We start from the raw sequence: 16,850 nt of genomic DNA on the forward strand, positions 1-16,850 counted from the left end.
TTTGCGAACGGTCGGTTCCGGATATGTGCGCCATGACGCGATTCTAAGGCAACGCATGCGCCGATGGAATCCGTTCAACGAGAGTTTCCGCACAGTCTGAGTAAATTTTGCTAAACAACCAGCAATTTAACATCGTATCGGCCGTCTTGGCCGGGCTCGTCCGATGCTCGAAGGCTCGGCGCGAGAGGTCGTTCGTCACGCCGGTGTAGAGCGTTCCGTTCGGTCGGTTGGTCATGATGTAGACCCATCCTCCACCCATGCCGCAGTTTGCAAGGCGTGGATGGCCGGGACAAGCCCGGCCAGGACGCTGCGTTTTGGAAAGGGGAGGGTGAAGGCTGCGCTTCCGGCTCGGCCGGTCGACCCGGTGGGACACAGTCGGTTTCTCCCCCCGGCGATCTATGCTAAGCGCCGGGTCTATATCCTTTCCCCGCGACGTTTTCGCTCCACAACGAGGGACCTGAATGCCGGTCGATCTGCGCCGTATCACGAGAGCTCTGCTGTCCGTCTCCGACAAGACCGGGCTGGTCGAATTGGCGAAGGCTCTCGCGGCGCTCGGCGTCGAGCTGGTCTCCACCGGCGGCACGCGCAAGGCGTTGGCCGAGGCGGGGCTCGCTGTGCGCGATATCGCCGACGTCACCGGCTTTCCCGAGATGATGGACGGGCGGCTCAAGACGCTGCATCCCAAGGTGCATGGCGGCCTGCTGGCGATCCGCGAGAATCCCGAGCATGAGGCGGCCATGCTCGCCCATGACATTCCGCAGATCGATCTGCTCGTCGTCAATCTCTATCCCTTCGAGGCGACGCTGGCCAAAGGCGCGCCCTTCGAGACCTGCGTCGAGAATATCGATATCGGCGGGCCGGCGATGATCCGCGCCGCCGCCAAAAATCACGACGATGTCGCCGTGCTGGTCGAGCCGGCCGATTATGACGGGTTCCTGGCCGAGCTTTCCGCAAATTCCGGCGCCGCCACTCTGGCGACGCGGAGGCGCCTCGCGCAAAAGGCCTACGCCCGCACGGCCGCCTATGACGCGGCGATCTCCAATTGGCTGGCCGGCGCGCTCGGCGAGGCGACCCCGCCCTGGCGCGCCATCGGCGGCCATTTGTCCGAGCCCATGCGCTATGGCGAGAATCCGCATCAGAGCGCGGGATTCTATCTCACCGGCGAGAAGCGTTTCGGCGTCGCCACGGCGAGGCAGGCCCAGGGCAAGCAGCTCTCTTATAATAATATCAACGACACCGACGCGGCCTATGAGCTGGTCGCGGAATTCGATCCCGCGCGCACGGCGGCGGTCGCCATCATCAAGCATTCCAATCCTTGCGGCGTCGCCGAGGGCGCGAGCCTCGCCGAGGCCTATCGCAAGGCGCTGCGCTGCGATTCCGTCTCGGCCTTCGGCGGCATCGTCGCGCTCAATCGCAAGCTCGACGCCGAGGCGGCGCGCGAGATCGTGAAGATTTTCACCGAGGTCATCATCGCGCCGGAGGCGGACGAGGAGGCCGTCTCCATCATCGCGGCGAAGAAGAATCTGCGTCTGCTGCTCGCCGGCGGCCTGCCCGATCCGCGCGCGGCCGGGCTCGGCTTCCGCAGCGTCGCGGGCGGCTTTCTGGCGCAGTCGCGCGACAATAGCGTCGTCGACGATCTGACGCTGTCCGTCGTCACCAAGCGCGCGCCGACGGAGAAGGAGCTGGCGGATTTGAAATTCGCCTTCCGCGTGGCCAAGCATGTGAAGTCCAACGCCATCGTCTACGCGCGCGATCTCGCGACGGTGGGCGTCGGGGCGGGGCAGATGTCGCGGGTCGATTCCTCGCGCACAGCGGCCTTCAAGGCGGAGGAGGCGGCGCGCGAGGCCGGCGTGCGGGAGAGCTTCGCCGTCGGCTCCGTGGTCGCGTCCGACGCTTTTTTCCCCTTCCCGGACGGGCTGCTGGCGGCGGCCTCGGCCGGCGCGACGGCGGTCATTCAGCCGGGCGGCTCGGTCAATGACAAGGATGTGATCGCCGCCGCCGACGAGGCCGGCCTCGCCATGGTGCTGACCGGCGTGCGCCATTTCCGGCACTGAGCCGGCGCGCGCTGCTGCGCTGCAATATACGCATGTAATCTGTTGATCTAGAACGGGATGCGCGACATCGTGCCGCGCTTTCCGGGCGAGGCGTATTGTCGCGCTGTCGCATTTTGCGGCGTCGCGAGCGCGACTGTCGCAGTCTGCGGCAGTTTTTGTCACGACAGTTTGGCGAATAAGCGAAATCTGTCGCGATTTCGAGATGTTCTAATTGCCATTGTGCGACGCACGTCGCCTAATGACCCCACGAAAGACCACGCGCTCTCCTGCTGAAGGCGAGCGAAGATCCAGGGGCTGTAATTGTACAAGAGACGATATCGAATCTGATCGACGAAGACTCGATCATTCTTCTGCGGCTTTGACGGCCTGTTCTTCGTGAACGACGGCTGACGCCGCGCCTCCCCAAGCAGATTCGGTCCGATTTCGTCGCGCTGCTCTTTAGAGCGGCGGCGCCGGGTCGCGCCGTTACGAGACTTTCCTTCCCAGGGAAAGAGGCCCGCGCCGCTGGGTCGATGACGAGCGGTCACTCAATCCTCCCTAACTTTCCCGGCCGTCTCTTCGAAGGGCGGCCGGGACTTTTCCTGAGAAGAAACGACGGAAACGCCAATGACAAGAACCGGCGATGTGGCCGTTCCGCGTCCAATGCGGCACGAGGCGACGAATGTGATGGCGGCGGGGCTGGCCTTTGTTTCGCTCTTCACTGGAGCTGCGCGCGCGGATACGACGGATCAACTGCTCGATCAGCTGAAAGCCAAGGGAATTCTGACCAAGGGCGAATATCGCAAGCTGAAGGCGCGCCATGCGGCCGAGACCGCCGCGCCGGCCCGCGCCGCTGTGGCGAGCCATGCCGCCGCGCAGCCGCTCGCGACGCCTTCGGATCGCTTCATCACGCGCCTCGACAAAGGGATCGGCGCGCGCGTCGGCGCGGTCGACGTGCGCCTTTCCGGCCAGCTCGCCTTTTTCGCGACCGAGCAATTCAAGCAGGCCGGAACGGCGACCGTCGCCGGCGGGCTCGGAGGCGGCAGCGTCTATAACAACTCCTCGGCCATTCGCTCCGGTCTGCTGCCGAGCGCGCTGGCGCTCAGTCTCTCGACCGAGCAGGAGGGCTATAAGGTGTCCTTCTCGCTCGGCCTCTACGCGGGCGGCAATAATATTCGCGTCGGCCTGCTCAATGGCAATAGTTCCGGCGCCTCGGTGGCGCTCGGCACGCCGGGCGTCGATCTGCGCCAGGTATTCGGCGAAATCAGCTCGGCCGATTATGGCACGCTGAAGGTCGGCCGCGATCTCGGCCTCTTCGCCGCCGACGCCATTCTCAATGATTTCACTTTGTTCGGCGCCGGCACCATCGCCGCCAACGCCAGCCCGTCCAACACCAGCCTCGGCCGCATCGGTTTCGGCTATGTCTATGCGGATTGGATTCCGCAGCTCACCTATACGACGCCGGATTTCCATGGCGTGACCGTCTCGGTCGGCGTCTTCTCGCCGTATCAGCAATTCGACAATGCCGGGTCCTATGTGTCGGCCTCCGGCGTCCTTCCCTATTCGGGCGTGATCACCGGGCATGATCAGCCGGGCTTTCAGGCGCGCCTCAAATATGTGGGCGAGCTCGCGCCGGGGACGAAGCTGACCCTGTGGACATCGGGCCTCACCCAGCGCCATCGCGTCGAATCCGGCGACGCCGTGCTGCTGCCGCGCGGAGCAGGCGTGCGCTCCATGGCGATCGACGCCGGCGGCCGTCTCGACCTCGGCCCGGTGACTTTGGTCGGCTATGGCTATAAGGGCGTCGGCCTCGGCACGACGGGGCTCTATTTCGACGGCGTCGGCTATGACGGCGAGCGGCGCAAATCCTCGGGCTATTACGCCCAGGCCGGCTATACGATCTTCGAGCGCCTGACTTTCGGCGGCAGCTATGGCGTCAGCTATCTCGACGCCAATCTCAACGATTATCCCGGCCGTCTCGGCGATGGCGCGCTCGTCGCCTCCAACGCCTCGACCATCGGCTTCGTGAAATATCGCTTCACCGATTGGGTCACGTTTCAGAGCGAATTCGTGCGCTCGGTCTCGCATAATCTGCTGGGGCAGGGCGTGCGGACCAACGCGCTCGTCGCAGGAACGATTTTCTCCTTCTGATCCCATGGGATAGGGGAGGGGATGCGACAATTGGTGCAGTGCACAAACCGGACGTATTCTCATATTAACGAGCTGCAGTCGGCTCGGCGACGAGCCGGCCGCCAGCCGTTGCGTATCGGACGGCCGCGAAAAGGCGTCTCAAATGCCCCTCTATTCCGCCAGCCTGACGGAGGCGGCGCGTGAAAAATTCTTCGGCCGCGGAGAGCTGCCGACCGTCGAGCTCAAACAGCCGATCCTGCGGTCCTGGCTGCGCTGCGCGGAACTCGGCCTCGACGTCGCCAAACCGCCCCGCGCCGCCGCGCTCGAGCGGACCGAGCTGCAGACTTTTCTTGCGCGCCACGAGCGGCTGCGGCGCCTCTGCCGGCCGGAGCTCGACGCGCTCAACGCCGAGGCGCATGAGACCGGCGCGGTCGTCATCCTCGCCGATGCGCAGGGAGTGATCGTCGACGCTGTCGGCGACATTGGGTTTGCCGCTCAGGCGGCGGAAATCTCGCTCAGGCCCGGCGCGCATTGGAGCGAGGCGGCCGCCGGCACCAATGCGATCGGCGCGGCTCTGGCCGAGCGGCGGGCGGTGGCCGTGCATGGCGGCGAGCATTTCTTCGAGAGCCACGCCAATTTGAGCGGCGCGGCGGCGCCCATCGTCGATCCGCGCGGCGTCGTCGTCGGCGCGCTGGCCCTCTCGGCCAACGCCGGCGTGCACCGCGTCCATGCTCTGGGGCTCGTTCGCTTCGCGGTCGAGCAGATCGAGCATCGCTTCTTTGGCGGCAATGCTTTTTCAGCGGCGACAGTCTTGCGCTTCCACACCGATCCCGCCGTCGTCGGCGCGCCGCGCGAGGGGCTCCTCGCCTTCGACGACGACAAGCGGCTCATCGCCGCCAATCGCCGCGGCCTCTCCTTCGTGCAGCGCGATTGGAGCGCGCTCGATTGTGTGAGTTTCGACGAATTGTTCGAGCCGCTGAGAGCCGCGCCGCAAATGGCGGAGATCATCGGGAGCGACGGCCGGCGCTATTATGGCCTCGCCAACACGCCCTCGTCCTGCCGCGCGCGGCCGACGGATTGTCCTTTGGAGCTGCACGACATCTGCTTCGAGCCGCTCTCGGCGCGGCTCGCCGAGCACAGGCTGCGCGACGCCGAGCTTTCGGCGATGCGCGCGGCGCTCGACGCCTGCGACGGCAATTTCAGCAAGGCCGCTCGCGTGCTCGGCGTGCATCGCAGCACGCTCTATCGACGTCTGAATGAACGGGCGGGGGCTCGCTAGGCGCGGCCGCTTCGAGGTCGAAGGGCCGCGCCTTTTCGGGCTCATTCATCCGCGCTGGCTCACTCGCAGACGCGCACGCGGCGGAAATAGAGGACATTGCCCCAATCGTCGGTCACGGGCTGGCGGGTCATATAGCAATCGCTCGGCGCTTGCGACGCGGCGATGGCGCGGAGCGTCAGAGCCGTCAGCGCGCCCGCGGCGGCGACGCCGCCCCAATAATGGCCGTGGTGATGGCGCCGATAGGGGCTCGCCTCGGCGGTGGAGGCGAGAATGGTCGAACCGGTCAATGTCAGGGCCAGAAGTCCGGCGGCGAGGGCGTTTTTGCTCATGACCAACTCCGTTTGCGTTGCGCTCGCTCTCATCGGCGAGCCTTCGCACGCTACGACGCGCCACGCCGGATGTTCGTGCGACGGCGCACAGCGCTGGTCTCTTCGCGGGAAAAGACGCCGATCCGGCGTCGGAGGCGCGTCGGCTTCAACGAAATGCGAGAAGGCTCCAGCCGCCGAGGAGCGCGCTCAGTTCGGGCTCGAAGAATTTCCAGCTGACGCCGCCGCGGACCAAGTGGACGCCGACCGGCGCCGTCGACAACGAGCTGACGGACAGCGCGCCATTCGACGAGAGCGTGGCGATCGGAATGGTCGCGCCGCCGAATTTCGAATAGAGATATTCGGTCCATAGCGCGATCCGTTCGGTAAGCGCATATTCGGCTCCCGCGCCCGCCGTCCAGCCGACCTCGACCTCGCTCGCGGCGCCGCGCGAGGCGCTCCATCCGTCGCTGGCGTAGACGCCGACGGGATCGAGCGATTTCGCGAAAAGGCTCGATAGGGTCGACGAGGCGAATTTCGCCTCGATCTTCGAAAAGGCGACGCCCGCCGTGACATAGGGGGCGAGCCGTTCGAGCAGAGCATAGCCGAGGCGCGCCCTCGTCGTCGCGAACCAGCGACGTTCGATGCGCGCATCGCTTTGGGACAGATTGCCCGTCTGAAGCAGATAGAGGCCGTCCGCGCTCGTCGTTTCCGATTGGGCGCCGTCGTCGACGACATGCGTTCCGAGGACGCCGCCGTAAAAATCGGCCGCGAGGCCGAGGATGATCCGGTCGCCGACGATATGATCATATCCCGCGAGAGCGCCGATGAGACGATCGCCGTATCCGATCCTCGTTTTGACGGAAGCGCCTGAAAACCCCGCGCCCTGCGGCTGGGATCTGTTCAGATCGGCGACGCCGCCGCCGCCGGCGAAGCCTCCGCCCAGGCCGAAATAGAGGCCGCTCCTCGGGAAGGCGGGGCGCGGCGCTCCGGCGCCGAGATCGGGAGGCGGGAGCGCAGAATCGGCGTCCTGCCGACGCGGCCTCCAGCTCACGCCGCCGCGCACCGTATGAACGCCGACTTTCCGTGTCGAAAGGACGCCTACGGCCGGCTCGGCGGCAGCGAAAGCGGTGATGATGGGGAGCGCGGAGCCGCCGAATTCCGAATAGAGATACTCGGTCTTGACGCTGATCTGGTCCGTGATCGCATATTCCATGCCCGCGCCCATGGTCCAGCCGAGCTTCGCGCCCGACCCCGTCCCGATCGCCGTCGAGGCGGCGAGGCTCGTCTCGGGAAATCTCGCGACCATATCGGCGCCGATTCTCGAATAGGCGACGCCGCCGGTGAGATAGGGCAGGAAACGGTCGAACAGCCCATAGCCCATGCGCGCCCGCAATGTCGCGAACCATCCTGGATCGCTCGCGGATAGGCCGCGCGCCGCCGCGACGGCGACCCCCGGCGTGACATCCGCGACGATCCGCGACCAGTCGGCTTCGAGCCCGACGATCAGCTCTCCGGCCGGTCGATAGTCGTATCCGAGCGCGGCGCCGGCGAACAAATAGCCGAATCCGACGGTCGCATTCTCGCTCGACGCGCTCGCGCTCGCCTCGGCGTGGGCGTTCGAATATTGGAGCCGCCCGCGATTGGCCGGGCCGTATCCGCCGCCATATCCCCCGGTCGTCCCGAAATGGACCCCTGTCCAGTCGAATGGACGTGGAGGCGCAGCGAACGGCGGCAGATCGCGAAGGGTGGTGGTCTCGACCGCGCAGGCCGGCGGCGAGAACGTAGAAGCCAGGAGCGCGAAAGCGAATATCTTACGCATGATGCGCGCTCCTCGAAGATATATTTCGAGTCGACTGTCGAAAAAGCGAATGACTAATTTCAGTGCGGGCGCACCCTAGGCGCATCCGCTGTCGCATTCAACTCGGAACTGAAATCGAAGCATCAGCTCTCGCTCTGCGCCAGCAATTTCGCCTGATGATCCGTCGTTAGCGCGTCGAAAATCTCGTCCATCTCGCCTTCCATCACGCGATCGAGCTTGTAGAGCGTCAGATTGATGCGATGGTCGGTGACGCGGCCTTGCGGAAAATTATAGGTGCGAATGCGCTCCGAGCGATCGCCGGAGCCGACCTGCGCCTTGCGATCGGCGGCGCGCGCGCTGTCGAGGCGCTGGCGCTCGGCGTCATAGAGGCGCGAGCGCAGCACCTCCATCGCCTTGGCCTTGTTGCGATGCTGCGAGCGCTCCTCCTGCATCATCACGACGATGCCGGATGGAATATGGGTGATGCGGATCGCCGATTCGGTCTTGTTGACATGCTGGCCGCCGGCGCCGCCCGAGCGCATCGTCTCGATGCTCAAGTCCTTGTCGTCTATGGCGACGTCGACATCCTCCGCCTGCGGCAGCACGGCGACCGTCGCTGCCGAAGTGTGAATGCGCCCCTGCGTCTCCGTCGCCGGCACGCGCTGAACGCGATGCACGCCCGATTCGAATTTCAGTTTCGCATAGACGCCGCGGCCGGCGATCTCGGCGACGATCTCCTTATAGCCGCCGAGCGCGCCTTCGCTGGCGGAGAGAATCTCGACGCTCCAGCCTTTGACGGCGGCGTAGCGCTGATAGGCGCGGAAGAGATCGCCGGCGAAGAGCGCAGCCTCGTCGCCGCCGGTGCCGGCGCGCACCTCTAGAATGACGCCTTTTTCGTCGGCGGAGTCTTTCGGCAGCAGAGCGAGCTTCAGCTCATGCTCGGCGCGGGTCAGCGCATCCTGCGCGACTTTCAGCTCGCCATCGACGAATTCACGCATGTCGGGATCGATCGCCGGATCGGCGAGCATTTCGCCGAGTCCGTCGATCTCGGCGAGCGTCGCGCGATAGGTTTTGATCTTGGCGACGACATCGTCGAGCGAGGCGAGTTCGCGTGAGAGCGCGACGAAGCTCGCCGCGTCGGGCCCGGCGCTGAGCCGGTCGGCGATCTCCTCGTGACGACGCAAAATGAGGTCGAGCTTGTCTTGGGCGAACATGGGGCTGCCGAGCGAGAGAATATAGGGGACGGCGAGAAGCGAAGTGTGAGCGTCGCTAGCGTCCCCGGTCTTTCGTGGCGAATGCCGAAATCGACGCGCTCACCCTCCCCATCAGGGTGAGGGTCGGACCGCGGTCCACGAGGAAGACTCGGCGGAAACGCCTTTCCCGGCGAGATTTCTCGAATCGACGCATGGTCAAACCGGAATATCGCGCGCCGCGGCGAATTCGCGCAAATTCTCGCGCAGGCTCGGCGCGCCGTCCTCCTTTGCGAGCAGCGAGGCGAGAAACACTTCCGCCTCCTCGAGATTGACGGCGAGGATCATCGCCTTCACCGGCCCGATCGAAGAGGGCGACATGGACAGCGAGCGATAGCCGAGAGCGAGCAGCGCTAGCGCCTCCAGCGGGCGGCCGCCCATCTCGCCGCAGAGCGTCACCGTCTTGCCGGCGCGCTTGCCCGCCGCGGCGATGCGCTCCAGCGCCCGCATCACCGGCGTGGAGAGCGTGTCGTAACGCTTGGAGACGCGCGTATTGTCGCGATCGGCCGCATACATGTATTGCACGAGATCATTGGAGCCGACCGACAGGAAATCGGCGCGCGCGGCGATGGCGTCGAGCTCCCACAGCAGCGAGGGCACCTCCACCATGGCGCCGAGCTGCATATTGGTCGGCGGCCGATGGCCATGGCGCTCGAGATGCGCGAGCTCGCGGTGCGCGATCGTCTTCGCCGCCTCGAATTCCGCGACATTGGCGATCATCGGAAACATGATGCGCACGTCTCGGCCGCCCGCGGCCTTCAGCATGGCGCGGATCTGCATACGCAGCAGACCGGGACGATCGAGGCCGATGCGGATGGCGCGCCAGCCGAGCGCGGGATTCTCCTCGTCGATCGTCGCCATATAGGGCAGGATCTTGTCGCTGCCGATGTCGAGCGTGCGGAAGGTGACGGGGCGGTCCTGCACCGCGTCGAACACCGCCTTGTAGAGCAGGAACTGCTCGTTCATGCGCGGAAAGCGCGGCGCCAGCATAAATTGCAGCTCGGTGCGGAACAGGCCGATGGAGCGCGCGCCGGTCTCGTGCAGATGCGGCACGTCGACGATGAGGCCGGCGTTCATATGCAGCGCGATCTCGACGCCGTCCTTGGTCACGGCGGCCACATCGCGCAGCTTGGCGTATTGCTCCATGCGGCGGGCGCGCAGCCGCGCCTTCTCGCCATAGGCGGTCTGCACGTCCGGCGGCGGGCGGATATGCACGTCGCCGGTGACGCCGTCGACGATGACGGCGTCACCCGCTTCGACGAGATCGGTCACATTGGCGGCGAGGCCGACAGTGGCGACGCCGAGCGCGCGGGCGACGATGCCGACATGGCTCGCCGGCCCGCCTTCCTCCAGCACTAGGCCGCGCAGCCGCGAGCGGTCATAGTCCAGCAGCGCGGCGGGGCCCATGTTGCGGGCGATGAGAATGGCGTTCTCGGGGATCGATTCACGATCGGCGACATAGCTCTGCCCGGTGAGCTGATGCAGCAGCCGATTGGCGAGATCGTCGAGATCGTGAAGCCGATCGCGCAGATAGGGGTCGGTCTGGCGTTGCAGCTTGGCGCGGGCGTCGTTCTGCACGCGCTCCACCGCCGCCTCTGCCGTGAGGCCGCTCAGCACCGCCTCGTGCAGCCGGCGCACCCAGCCGCGGTCATTGGCGAAAATGCGCACCGCCTCCAGCACCTCGCGATGCTCGCCGGCGCCCATGCGGTCGCCATGGGCGACCAATTCGTCGATGGAGACGCGCATCGCCTCGATCGCCGCGTCGAGGCGCTGGACCTCCGCGGCGATATCCTCGGCGATCAGCTGCTTCACGACGACGCGCGGCTCGTGCAGCACCGCATAGCCGAGCCCGACGCCCTCGCACATGGGCGCGCCCTTGACCACGACGGGGCGGTCGAGCGCGAAGCTCTCCGGCGTCTTGGCGATGGAGCGCAATTCGCCCGAGGCGATCATCTCGGCGACCAGCATCGCCGTCGTCTGCAGCGCCTCTATCTCCTCCTCGGAATAGATGCGCCGCACCCTGTTCTGCACGACGAGCACGCCGAGCGTGTTGCCGCCGCGCAAGATCGGCACGCCGAGGAAGGAGTGATAGATCTCCTCGCCCGTCTCCGGCTTGTAGGAGAAGGACGGGTGCTCCTGCGCCTCGGAGAGGTTCAGCGGCTCGGCGTTTTTGGCGATGAGGCCGACGAGGCCTTCGCCCGCGTGCATGGTGGTGAGATGCACCGCCTCGCGATTGAGGCCCTCGGTGGCGTAGAGCTCGAGCCCCTGGTCGGCGCGCAGCACATAGACCGAGCAGACTTCCGCCACCATATTGGACGCGATCAGCACGACGATCTTGTCGAGCCGCGCCTGCGCGCTCACCGGCTCCGCCATGACCTCGCGAAGCCGGCGGAGCAGCAAGCGGGGTCCGCCGAGAGCGCTACGCATCCAGTTTCCTTAGTTTCGACAGGCCATATCCGCCAGACGAGGGCTCTGCGAGGCCGCATCGCCCAAATCTAGAGAACTTCTAAAATTCTGCCCTGTTCCCGTTTCAGCGTATATTGGGCCCGTCCGGCCTCCGCAAGCGCGGCCGCTCGGCCGCCCGCGACACGCAAAGACCATACCGGCTTGCAGACCGGCGACTTAGCCGGTACCAGTCAAAATTCAGACAAGAAGAAATCCGAAAGCCGACCGGCCGCCCTCGCGACAATCGGACTTTTTGGGCCTGCGCGCCAGAGACGAGATTCGTGCCGCTATCCAGATATCTGATCGCTCTCCTTTTTCTCGTCCTTTGCGGGTCGCGGGCCCTCGCCATCGATTCCGTGCGCGTGCCGCAGGATGCGGCCGCCATCGACCTCACCCATGCGGTGGAGAAATATTCCTCCGAGGGCGACCGCCTCCAGGTCTCGACCGCCCCCGGCTCCGACGGCATCATCCGACGCATAGAAGTGGGCGCCAAAGAAGCGGGCACGCGCCCGAGCTGGATCGTTTTCGCGCTCACAAATGATACGGACGAGCAATTGGAGCGGTTGATCGTCGCCCCGCATTTCCGCCTTCAAGGGTCGGGAGTGATCTGGCCGGACCTCGGCGCGACGCGCATTTCGGCGATCACCGCGAGCCAGGGATTTCCGCCGGAACATGAGGATAGCGGGGACGCCGATGTTTTTCGCCTGACCCTCGATCCCGGCACCACGATCACCTATGTGGCCGAGCTGCGCACGCCCAATCTGCCGCAGCTCTATCTGTGGGAGCCCGAATCCTACAAGGACAAGGTGACGAGCCTCACCCTCTATAAGGGCATCGTCATCGGCATCGCCGGCCTGCTGGCGCTGTTCCTCACCATCGTCTTCGTCGTCAAAGGCGCGGTGATCTTCCCGGCGGCGGCGGCGCTGGCCTGGTCTGTGCTCGCCTATGTCTGCATCGATTTCGGCTTCTGGGCCAAGATTTTCGGCGTCGATCCCAACGCCGACCGCATTTGGCGCGCCGGAGCCGAAACGGTGCTGTCGGCGACCTTGGTGGTCTTCCTCTTCGCCTATCTCAACCTCAACCGCTGGCATGTGCGCGCCTGGCACGTGGCGGCGCTCTGGCTGCTGATTCTTGCCGATCTCGTCGGTCTCGCCATTTTCGACGCGCCAGTGGCGGCGGGCGTCGCGCGCATCTCGCTCGCCACGGTCTCTGCAGTCGGATTCGTGCTCGTCCTGTATCTGGCGACGCATGGCTTCGACCGCGCCATCATGTTGATTCCAACTTGGTTCTTGCTGCTGCTCTGGGTCTGCGCGGCGGGCTTCACCGTCTCCGGCTGGCTGACCAATGATCTGGTCTCGCCGGCGCTGGTCGGCGGCCTGGTGCTGATCGTGATGCTGATCGGCTTCACCGTTATGCAAAACGCCTTCGCCAGCGGCGGCCTCGCCCATGGCGCGATCTCCGACACGGAGCGCAAGGCGCTGGCGTTGACCGGGGCCAATGAGATCGTCTTCGATTGGGACGTGCCGGCCGACTACATTTATGTGAGCCCGGAGGTCGAGGAACAACTCGGGCTCGATCGCGGCGGGCTCGAGGGGGCGGCGTCCTCCTGGCTCGCGCTGTTGCATCCTTTCGAGCACGACCGCTATCGCGCCTGCCTCGATTCGCTGCTCGAGCAGCGACGCGGACGCATCAATCAGGAGTTCCGGCTGCGCGCCTCCGACGGCCATTATTTCTGCTATCGGCTGCGGGCGCGGCCGGTGATCGGGCAGGATGGCGAAGTCATTCGCGTCGTCGGCACGCTCACCGACGTCACCGACGAGCGCAATGCGAGAGAGCGGCTGCTGCATGACGCCGTCCACGACAATCTGACCGGCCTGCCCAATCGCGAATTGTTCTTCGATCGGCTGGAGGCGGCGCTGGTCTTCGCCGGGCTCGAGGCCGGCGTGCGGCCGACCGTGCTCGCCGTCGACATCGACCGTTTCCGCCAGATCAACGAGCAGGTGGGCGTCGCGACGGGCGATTCGATCCTGCTCACCATCGCCCATCGCCTGACGCGGCTGTTGCAGCCGCAGGACACTCTGGCGAGGTTGGATGGCGATCGCTTCGCCATCATCCTCGTCTCCGAGACCGACGTCGATCATGTGATCGCGCTCGCCGATTCGGTGCGGCGCACGCTGGCGACGCCGGTGCGCTTCACCGATCGCGAGATTTCGCTGTCGGTGTCGATCGGCGTGGCGCTATTCGACAAGGAATTGCATCCCGACCGCCACGACATGCTCGAGGACGCCGAAATCTCGCTGCGTCACGCCAAGAAGCTCGGCGGCAATCGCATAGAAGTGTTCCGCCCGGCGATGCGCGCGCAGCGCTCCGACCGGCTGACGCTGGAGGCCGATCTCAGACGCGCGCTGGAGCGCGGCGAGATCAAGGTGTTCTTCCAGCCGGTGGTGCGGCTCGAGGATCGCACCATCGCCGGCTTCGAGGCGCTGCTGCGCTGGGATCATCCGCGCCTCGGCCAGCTCGATCCGAGCGAGTTCGGACAGGTCGCCGAGCAGACCGGCCTCATCGTCGATTTCGGCCTATTGGCGCTGGAGCGCACGGCGCGCGAACTGGCCGCCTGGCAGCGCGCGCTCGCCGTCGATCCGCCGATCTTCGCCTGCGTCAATATCGGCTCGCGGCAATTGCTGCGGCACGATCTGCTGCGCGACGTCAAAAGCGTGCTGATGCGCAACGACATCGTCAAAGGCAGCCTCAAGCTCGCGCTCGGCGAGGGGCTGGTGATGGAAAATCCCGAATACGCCGCGCAAATGCTGGGGCGAATCAAGGAGCTCGGCGCGGGCCTCGCGATGAGCGATTTCGGCTCCGGCTATTCCTCGCTCGCCTATCTGCAGAGCTTTCCCTTCGACACGATCAAGATCGGCCGCTCCTTCACGCGCCAGACCGGCAAGGGCTCGCGCGCGGTGATCCTGCGCTCGCTGATCTCGCTGGCGCATGATCTCGGCATGGATGTCGTCGCCGAGGGCGCGGAGACGGAATCGGACGCCATCGAGCTCTATCAGCTCGGCTGCGCCTATGCGCAGGGCTACGCCTTCGGCCGCCCGATCAGCCCGATGGAGGCGCGAAGGCTGGTGGGGGCAGCGCCCGAGGCGGCGTAGGGCGGGGGCTCGTTAAGGAAGGGCGCTTTCTCCTTCTCCCACGCGTGGGAGAAGGAGGCCCGACGAAGTCGGGTCGGATGAGGGTCCTTTCGAATATCCATACGCTTTGCGTCATCGCGCAAATGATCGTAAACGGCTGAAGCGGCGCGAGCCCTCATCCGACCCTCGCTGACGCGAGGGCCACCTTCTCCCCGAGTGGGAGAAGGGGCGCGCGCTGGTTTTCAAGTTCGGAAGTCATCATGAGCGCTGATGATGGTCGCCCCTCGGGCAAACGCGCCGAGAGAAAGCCCACGCCGATCGAAGATATCTCGCCGCGGCGGGCGAAGCTCGAATATTCGCGGCTCGCGGAAGAGCTCGCCGAATATGACCGCCGCTATTATCAGGAAGACTCTCCCGCGGTCAGCGACGCCGACTATGACGCGCTGCGCCAGCGCTATGAGGCTTTGGAAAGAGCCTTTCCCGAGCTTTCCTCCGACGCCTCGCTGACCAAGAAGGTCGGCGCCGCACCGGCGGAGAAATTCGCCAAGATAAAACATGTCGTGCCGATGCTCTCGCTCGGCAACGTCTTCGCGGACGAAGAGGTCCATGAATTCGTCGCGCGCGTGCGGCGCTTTCTGGGCTTTGCGGACGAGGCGCCGCTCTTCTTCACCGCCGAGCCGAAAATCGACGGCCTCTCCTGCTCGCTGCGCTATGAGAAAGGCGTGCTCGTCTATGCCGCGACGCGCGGCGACGGCTATGAGGGCGAGGACATCACCGCCAATATCCGCACGCTCGAGGAAATCCCGCAGCGCCTCCATGGTGAGAGCTGGCCGGATGTGCTGGAGGCGCGCGGCGAGGTCTATATGCGGCGCGAGGATTTTTTCGCGCTCAACGAAAGACAGGCGGCGGCGAATAAGCCGCTCTTCGCCAATCCGCGCAATTCCGCCGCAGGCTCTTTGCGCCAGCTCGATCCCAAGGTGACGGCGAGCCGGCCGCTGCGCTTCTTCGCCTATAGCTGGGGCGAGGTGAGTGTCATGCCGTCCGACACGCAATATGGGATGGTGCAGGCGCTGGCGAGCTTCGGCCTGCCGACCAATCCGCTCACCAAAATTTGCGCGGGCGCCGAGGAGATGCTCGCGCATTTCCGCGACATAGAAGCGCGCCGCGCCACGCTCGGCTATGACATAGACGGCGTCGTCTACAAGGTGGACGATATCGGCCTGCAAACTCGCTTGGGCTTCGTCTCGCGCGCGCCGCGCTGGGCGGTGGCGCATAAATTCCCGGCCGAGCAGGCCAAGACCATCGTGCGCGGCATAGACATAAATGTCGGCCGCACCGGCGCGCTGACGCCGATCGCGCGGCTGGAGCCGGTGACGGTCGGCGGCGTCGTCGTCTCCAACGCCACGCTGCATAATGAGGACGAGATCGCGCGCAAGGATATTCGTGTCGGCGATACTGTCGTCGTGCAGCGCGCCGGCGATGTCATTCCGCAGATCGTCGAGGTCGTTCTCGATAAGCGGCCGGAGGGGACGAAGCCTTATGAATTCCCGCATGTCTGCCCGGCCTGCGGCTCGGCGGCGGTGCGCGAGATCGACGAGAAGGGCGTCGAGGATGTGGTGCGCCGCTGTACGGGCTCGCTGGTCTGTCCGGCGCAAGGCATCGAGCGCTTGAAGCATTTCGCCTCGCGCAACGCTATGGACATAGAAGGGCTCGGCGACAAGCAGATCGAGGCTTTCTTCGAGGAAGGCCTCATTCGCACGGCCTCCGAAATTTTCACTTTGGCCGAACGAAACCGAGCGAGCCTCACCAAGCTCGAGAACAGAGAGGGCTATGGCGAGACCTCGGTGCGCAATCTCTTCGCCGCGATCGACGCGCGGCGCAGCGTGCCGATCAATCGTTTCCTGTTCGCGCTCGGCATTCGCCATGTCGGCGAGACCAACGCCAAGCGCCTCGCGCGGCATTTCGCCGATTTCGCCAGCCTTCGCGACACGGCGCGCGACGCCGCGCCGGGAAGCGAAGCGCGCGAGCGCATCGAATCGATCGAAGGCATTGGCGGCGTCGTCGCCGAGGCGCTCTATGATTTCTTCGCCGAGCCGCATAATGAGCGCGAGATCGATGCGCTTTTGACGCATGTGACGCTCGAGCCCATGCCGCAGATCGAAAGCGCCTCGCCCGTCGCCGGCAAGACGGTCGTCTTCACCGGCGCGCTGGAGCGCCTGACGCGCGATGAGGCCAAGGCGCAGGCGGAGCGCTTCGGCGCGAAGATTTCCGGCTCCGTGTCGAAGAAGACCGATCTCGTCGTGGCGGGGCCGGGCGCCGGCTCCAAGCTCGCCAAGGCCGAGGAACTGGGCGTCGAGGTCATCAGCGAAGAGGAATGGTTTGCGCGAACGGGACAGTAGGGGACGAAATCGACCGGCGCGTCGCGAAATGATAAGACGAGCCGCTATTTTAAAAGCAAGGGCGCATCTCCTTCTCC

At 65.4% G+C, this 16,850-nt stretch carries 10 protein-coding genes; 5 read left to right on the plus strand and 5 right to left on the minus strand.

Going from position 1 to position 16,850, the window contains the following annotated elements:
* Nucleotides 1-43: 43 nt before the first annotated feature.
* On the minus strand, nt 44-259 hold the full coding sequence (locus tag C5689_RS19125; RefSeq protein ID WP_108917728.1) for a GIY-YIG nuclease family protein: 216 nt from the start codon (nt 257-259) through the stop codon (nt 44-46).
* Nucleotides 260-461: 202 nt separating this feature from the next.
* Between C5689_RS19125 and purH the strand changes: the two genes are divergently transcribed.
* From purH to C5689_RS13150, 3 genes are all read left to right on the plus strand, one after another.
* Nucleotides 462-2,054, plus strand: coding sequence for a bifunctional phosphoribosylaminoimidazolecarboxamide formyltransferase/IMP cyclohydrolase (gene purH, locus C5689_RS13140; RefSeq protein ID WP_108917729.1), 1,593 nt, complete (start codon nt 462-464; stop codon nt 2,052-2,054).
* Between the two features lie 606 nt (nt 2,055-2,660).
* Nucleotides 2,661-4,184, plus strand: coding sequence for a porin (locus C5689_RS13145; RefSeq protein WP_244594693.1), 1,524 nt, complete (start codon nt 2,661-2,663; stop codon nt 4,182-4,184).
* A 142-nt stretch (nt 4,185-4,326) separates the two neighbouring features.
* Entirely contained in the window at nt 4,327-5,442 is a 1,116-nt protein-coding gene (locus C5689_RS13150) for a sigma-54-dependent Fis family transcriptional regulator (protein ID WP_108917730.1), read from the plus strand.
* A gap of 59 nt (nt 5,443-5,501) precedes the next feature.
* On the opposite strand, the gene C5689_RS13155 is transcribed toward C5689_RS13150, so the two are convergent.
* The 4 genes from C5689_RS13155 to ptsP form a co-directional block, all read right to left on the minus strand.
* A complete protein-coding gene (locus C5689_RS13155; RefSeq protein WP_146188385.1) occupies nt 5,502-5,771 on the minus strand; it encodes a hypothetical protein in 270 nt (89 codons plus the stop codon).
* A 145-nt stretch (nt 5,772-5,916) separates the two neighbouring features.
* The gene (locus tag C5689_RS13160; RefSeq protein ID WP_108917732.1) at nt 5,917-7,569 is read right to left on the minus strand and encodes an outer membrane protein; all 1,653 of its coding nucleotides are present in this window, start codon (nt 7,567-7,569) and stop codon (nt 5,917-5,919) included.
* Nucleotides 7,570-7,691: 122 nt separating this feature from the next.
* Nucleotides 7,692-8,762, minus strand: coding sequence for a peptide chain release factor 1 (gene prfA, locus C5689_RS13165; RefSeq protein WP_108917733.1), 1,071 nt, complete (start codon nt 8,760-8,762; stop codon nt 7,692-7,694).
* Between the two features lie 195 nt (nt 8,763-8,957).
* Nucleotides 8,958-11,225, minus strand: coding sequence for a phosphoenolpyruvate--protein phosphotransferase (gene ptsP, locus C5689_RS13170; protein WP_108917734.1), 2,268 nt, complete (start codon nt 11,223-11,225; stop codon nt 8,958-8,960).
* A 299-nt stretch (nt 11,226-11,524) separates the two neighbouring features.
* On the opposite strand from ptsP, the gene C5689_RS13175 reads away from it, so the two are divergent.
* Nucleotides 11,525-14,395 (plus strand): EAL domain-containing protein, encoded by a 2,871-nt coding sequence (locus tag C5689_RS13175; protein ID WP_108917735.1) that lies wholly within the window; start codon nt 11,525-11,527, stop codon nt 14,393-14,395.
* A gap of 239 nt (nt 14,396-14,634) precedes the next feature.
* Nucleotides 14,635-16,773 (plus strand): NAD-dependent DNA ligase LigA, encoded by a 2,139-nt coding sequence (gene ligA, locus C5689_RS13180; RefSeq protein ID WP_108917736.1) that lies wholly within the window; start codon nt 14,635-14,637, stop codon nt 16,771-16,773.
* Nucleotides 16,774-16,850: the final 77 nt, after the last annotated feature.

This window comes from Methylosinus sporium, from assembly GCF_003113265.1.
In the GTDB taxonomy this organism is placed as follows: domain Bacteria; phylum Pseudomonadota; class Alphaproteobacteria; order Rhizobiales; family Beijerinckiaceae; genus Methylosinus; species Methylosinus sporium.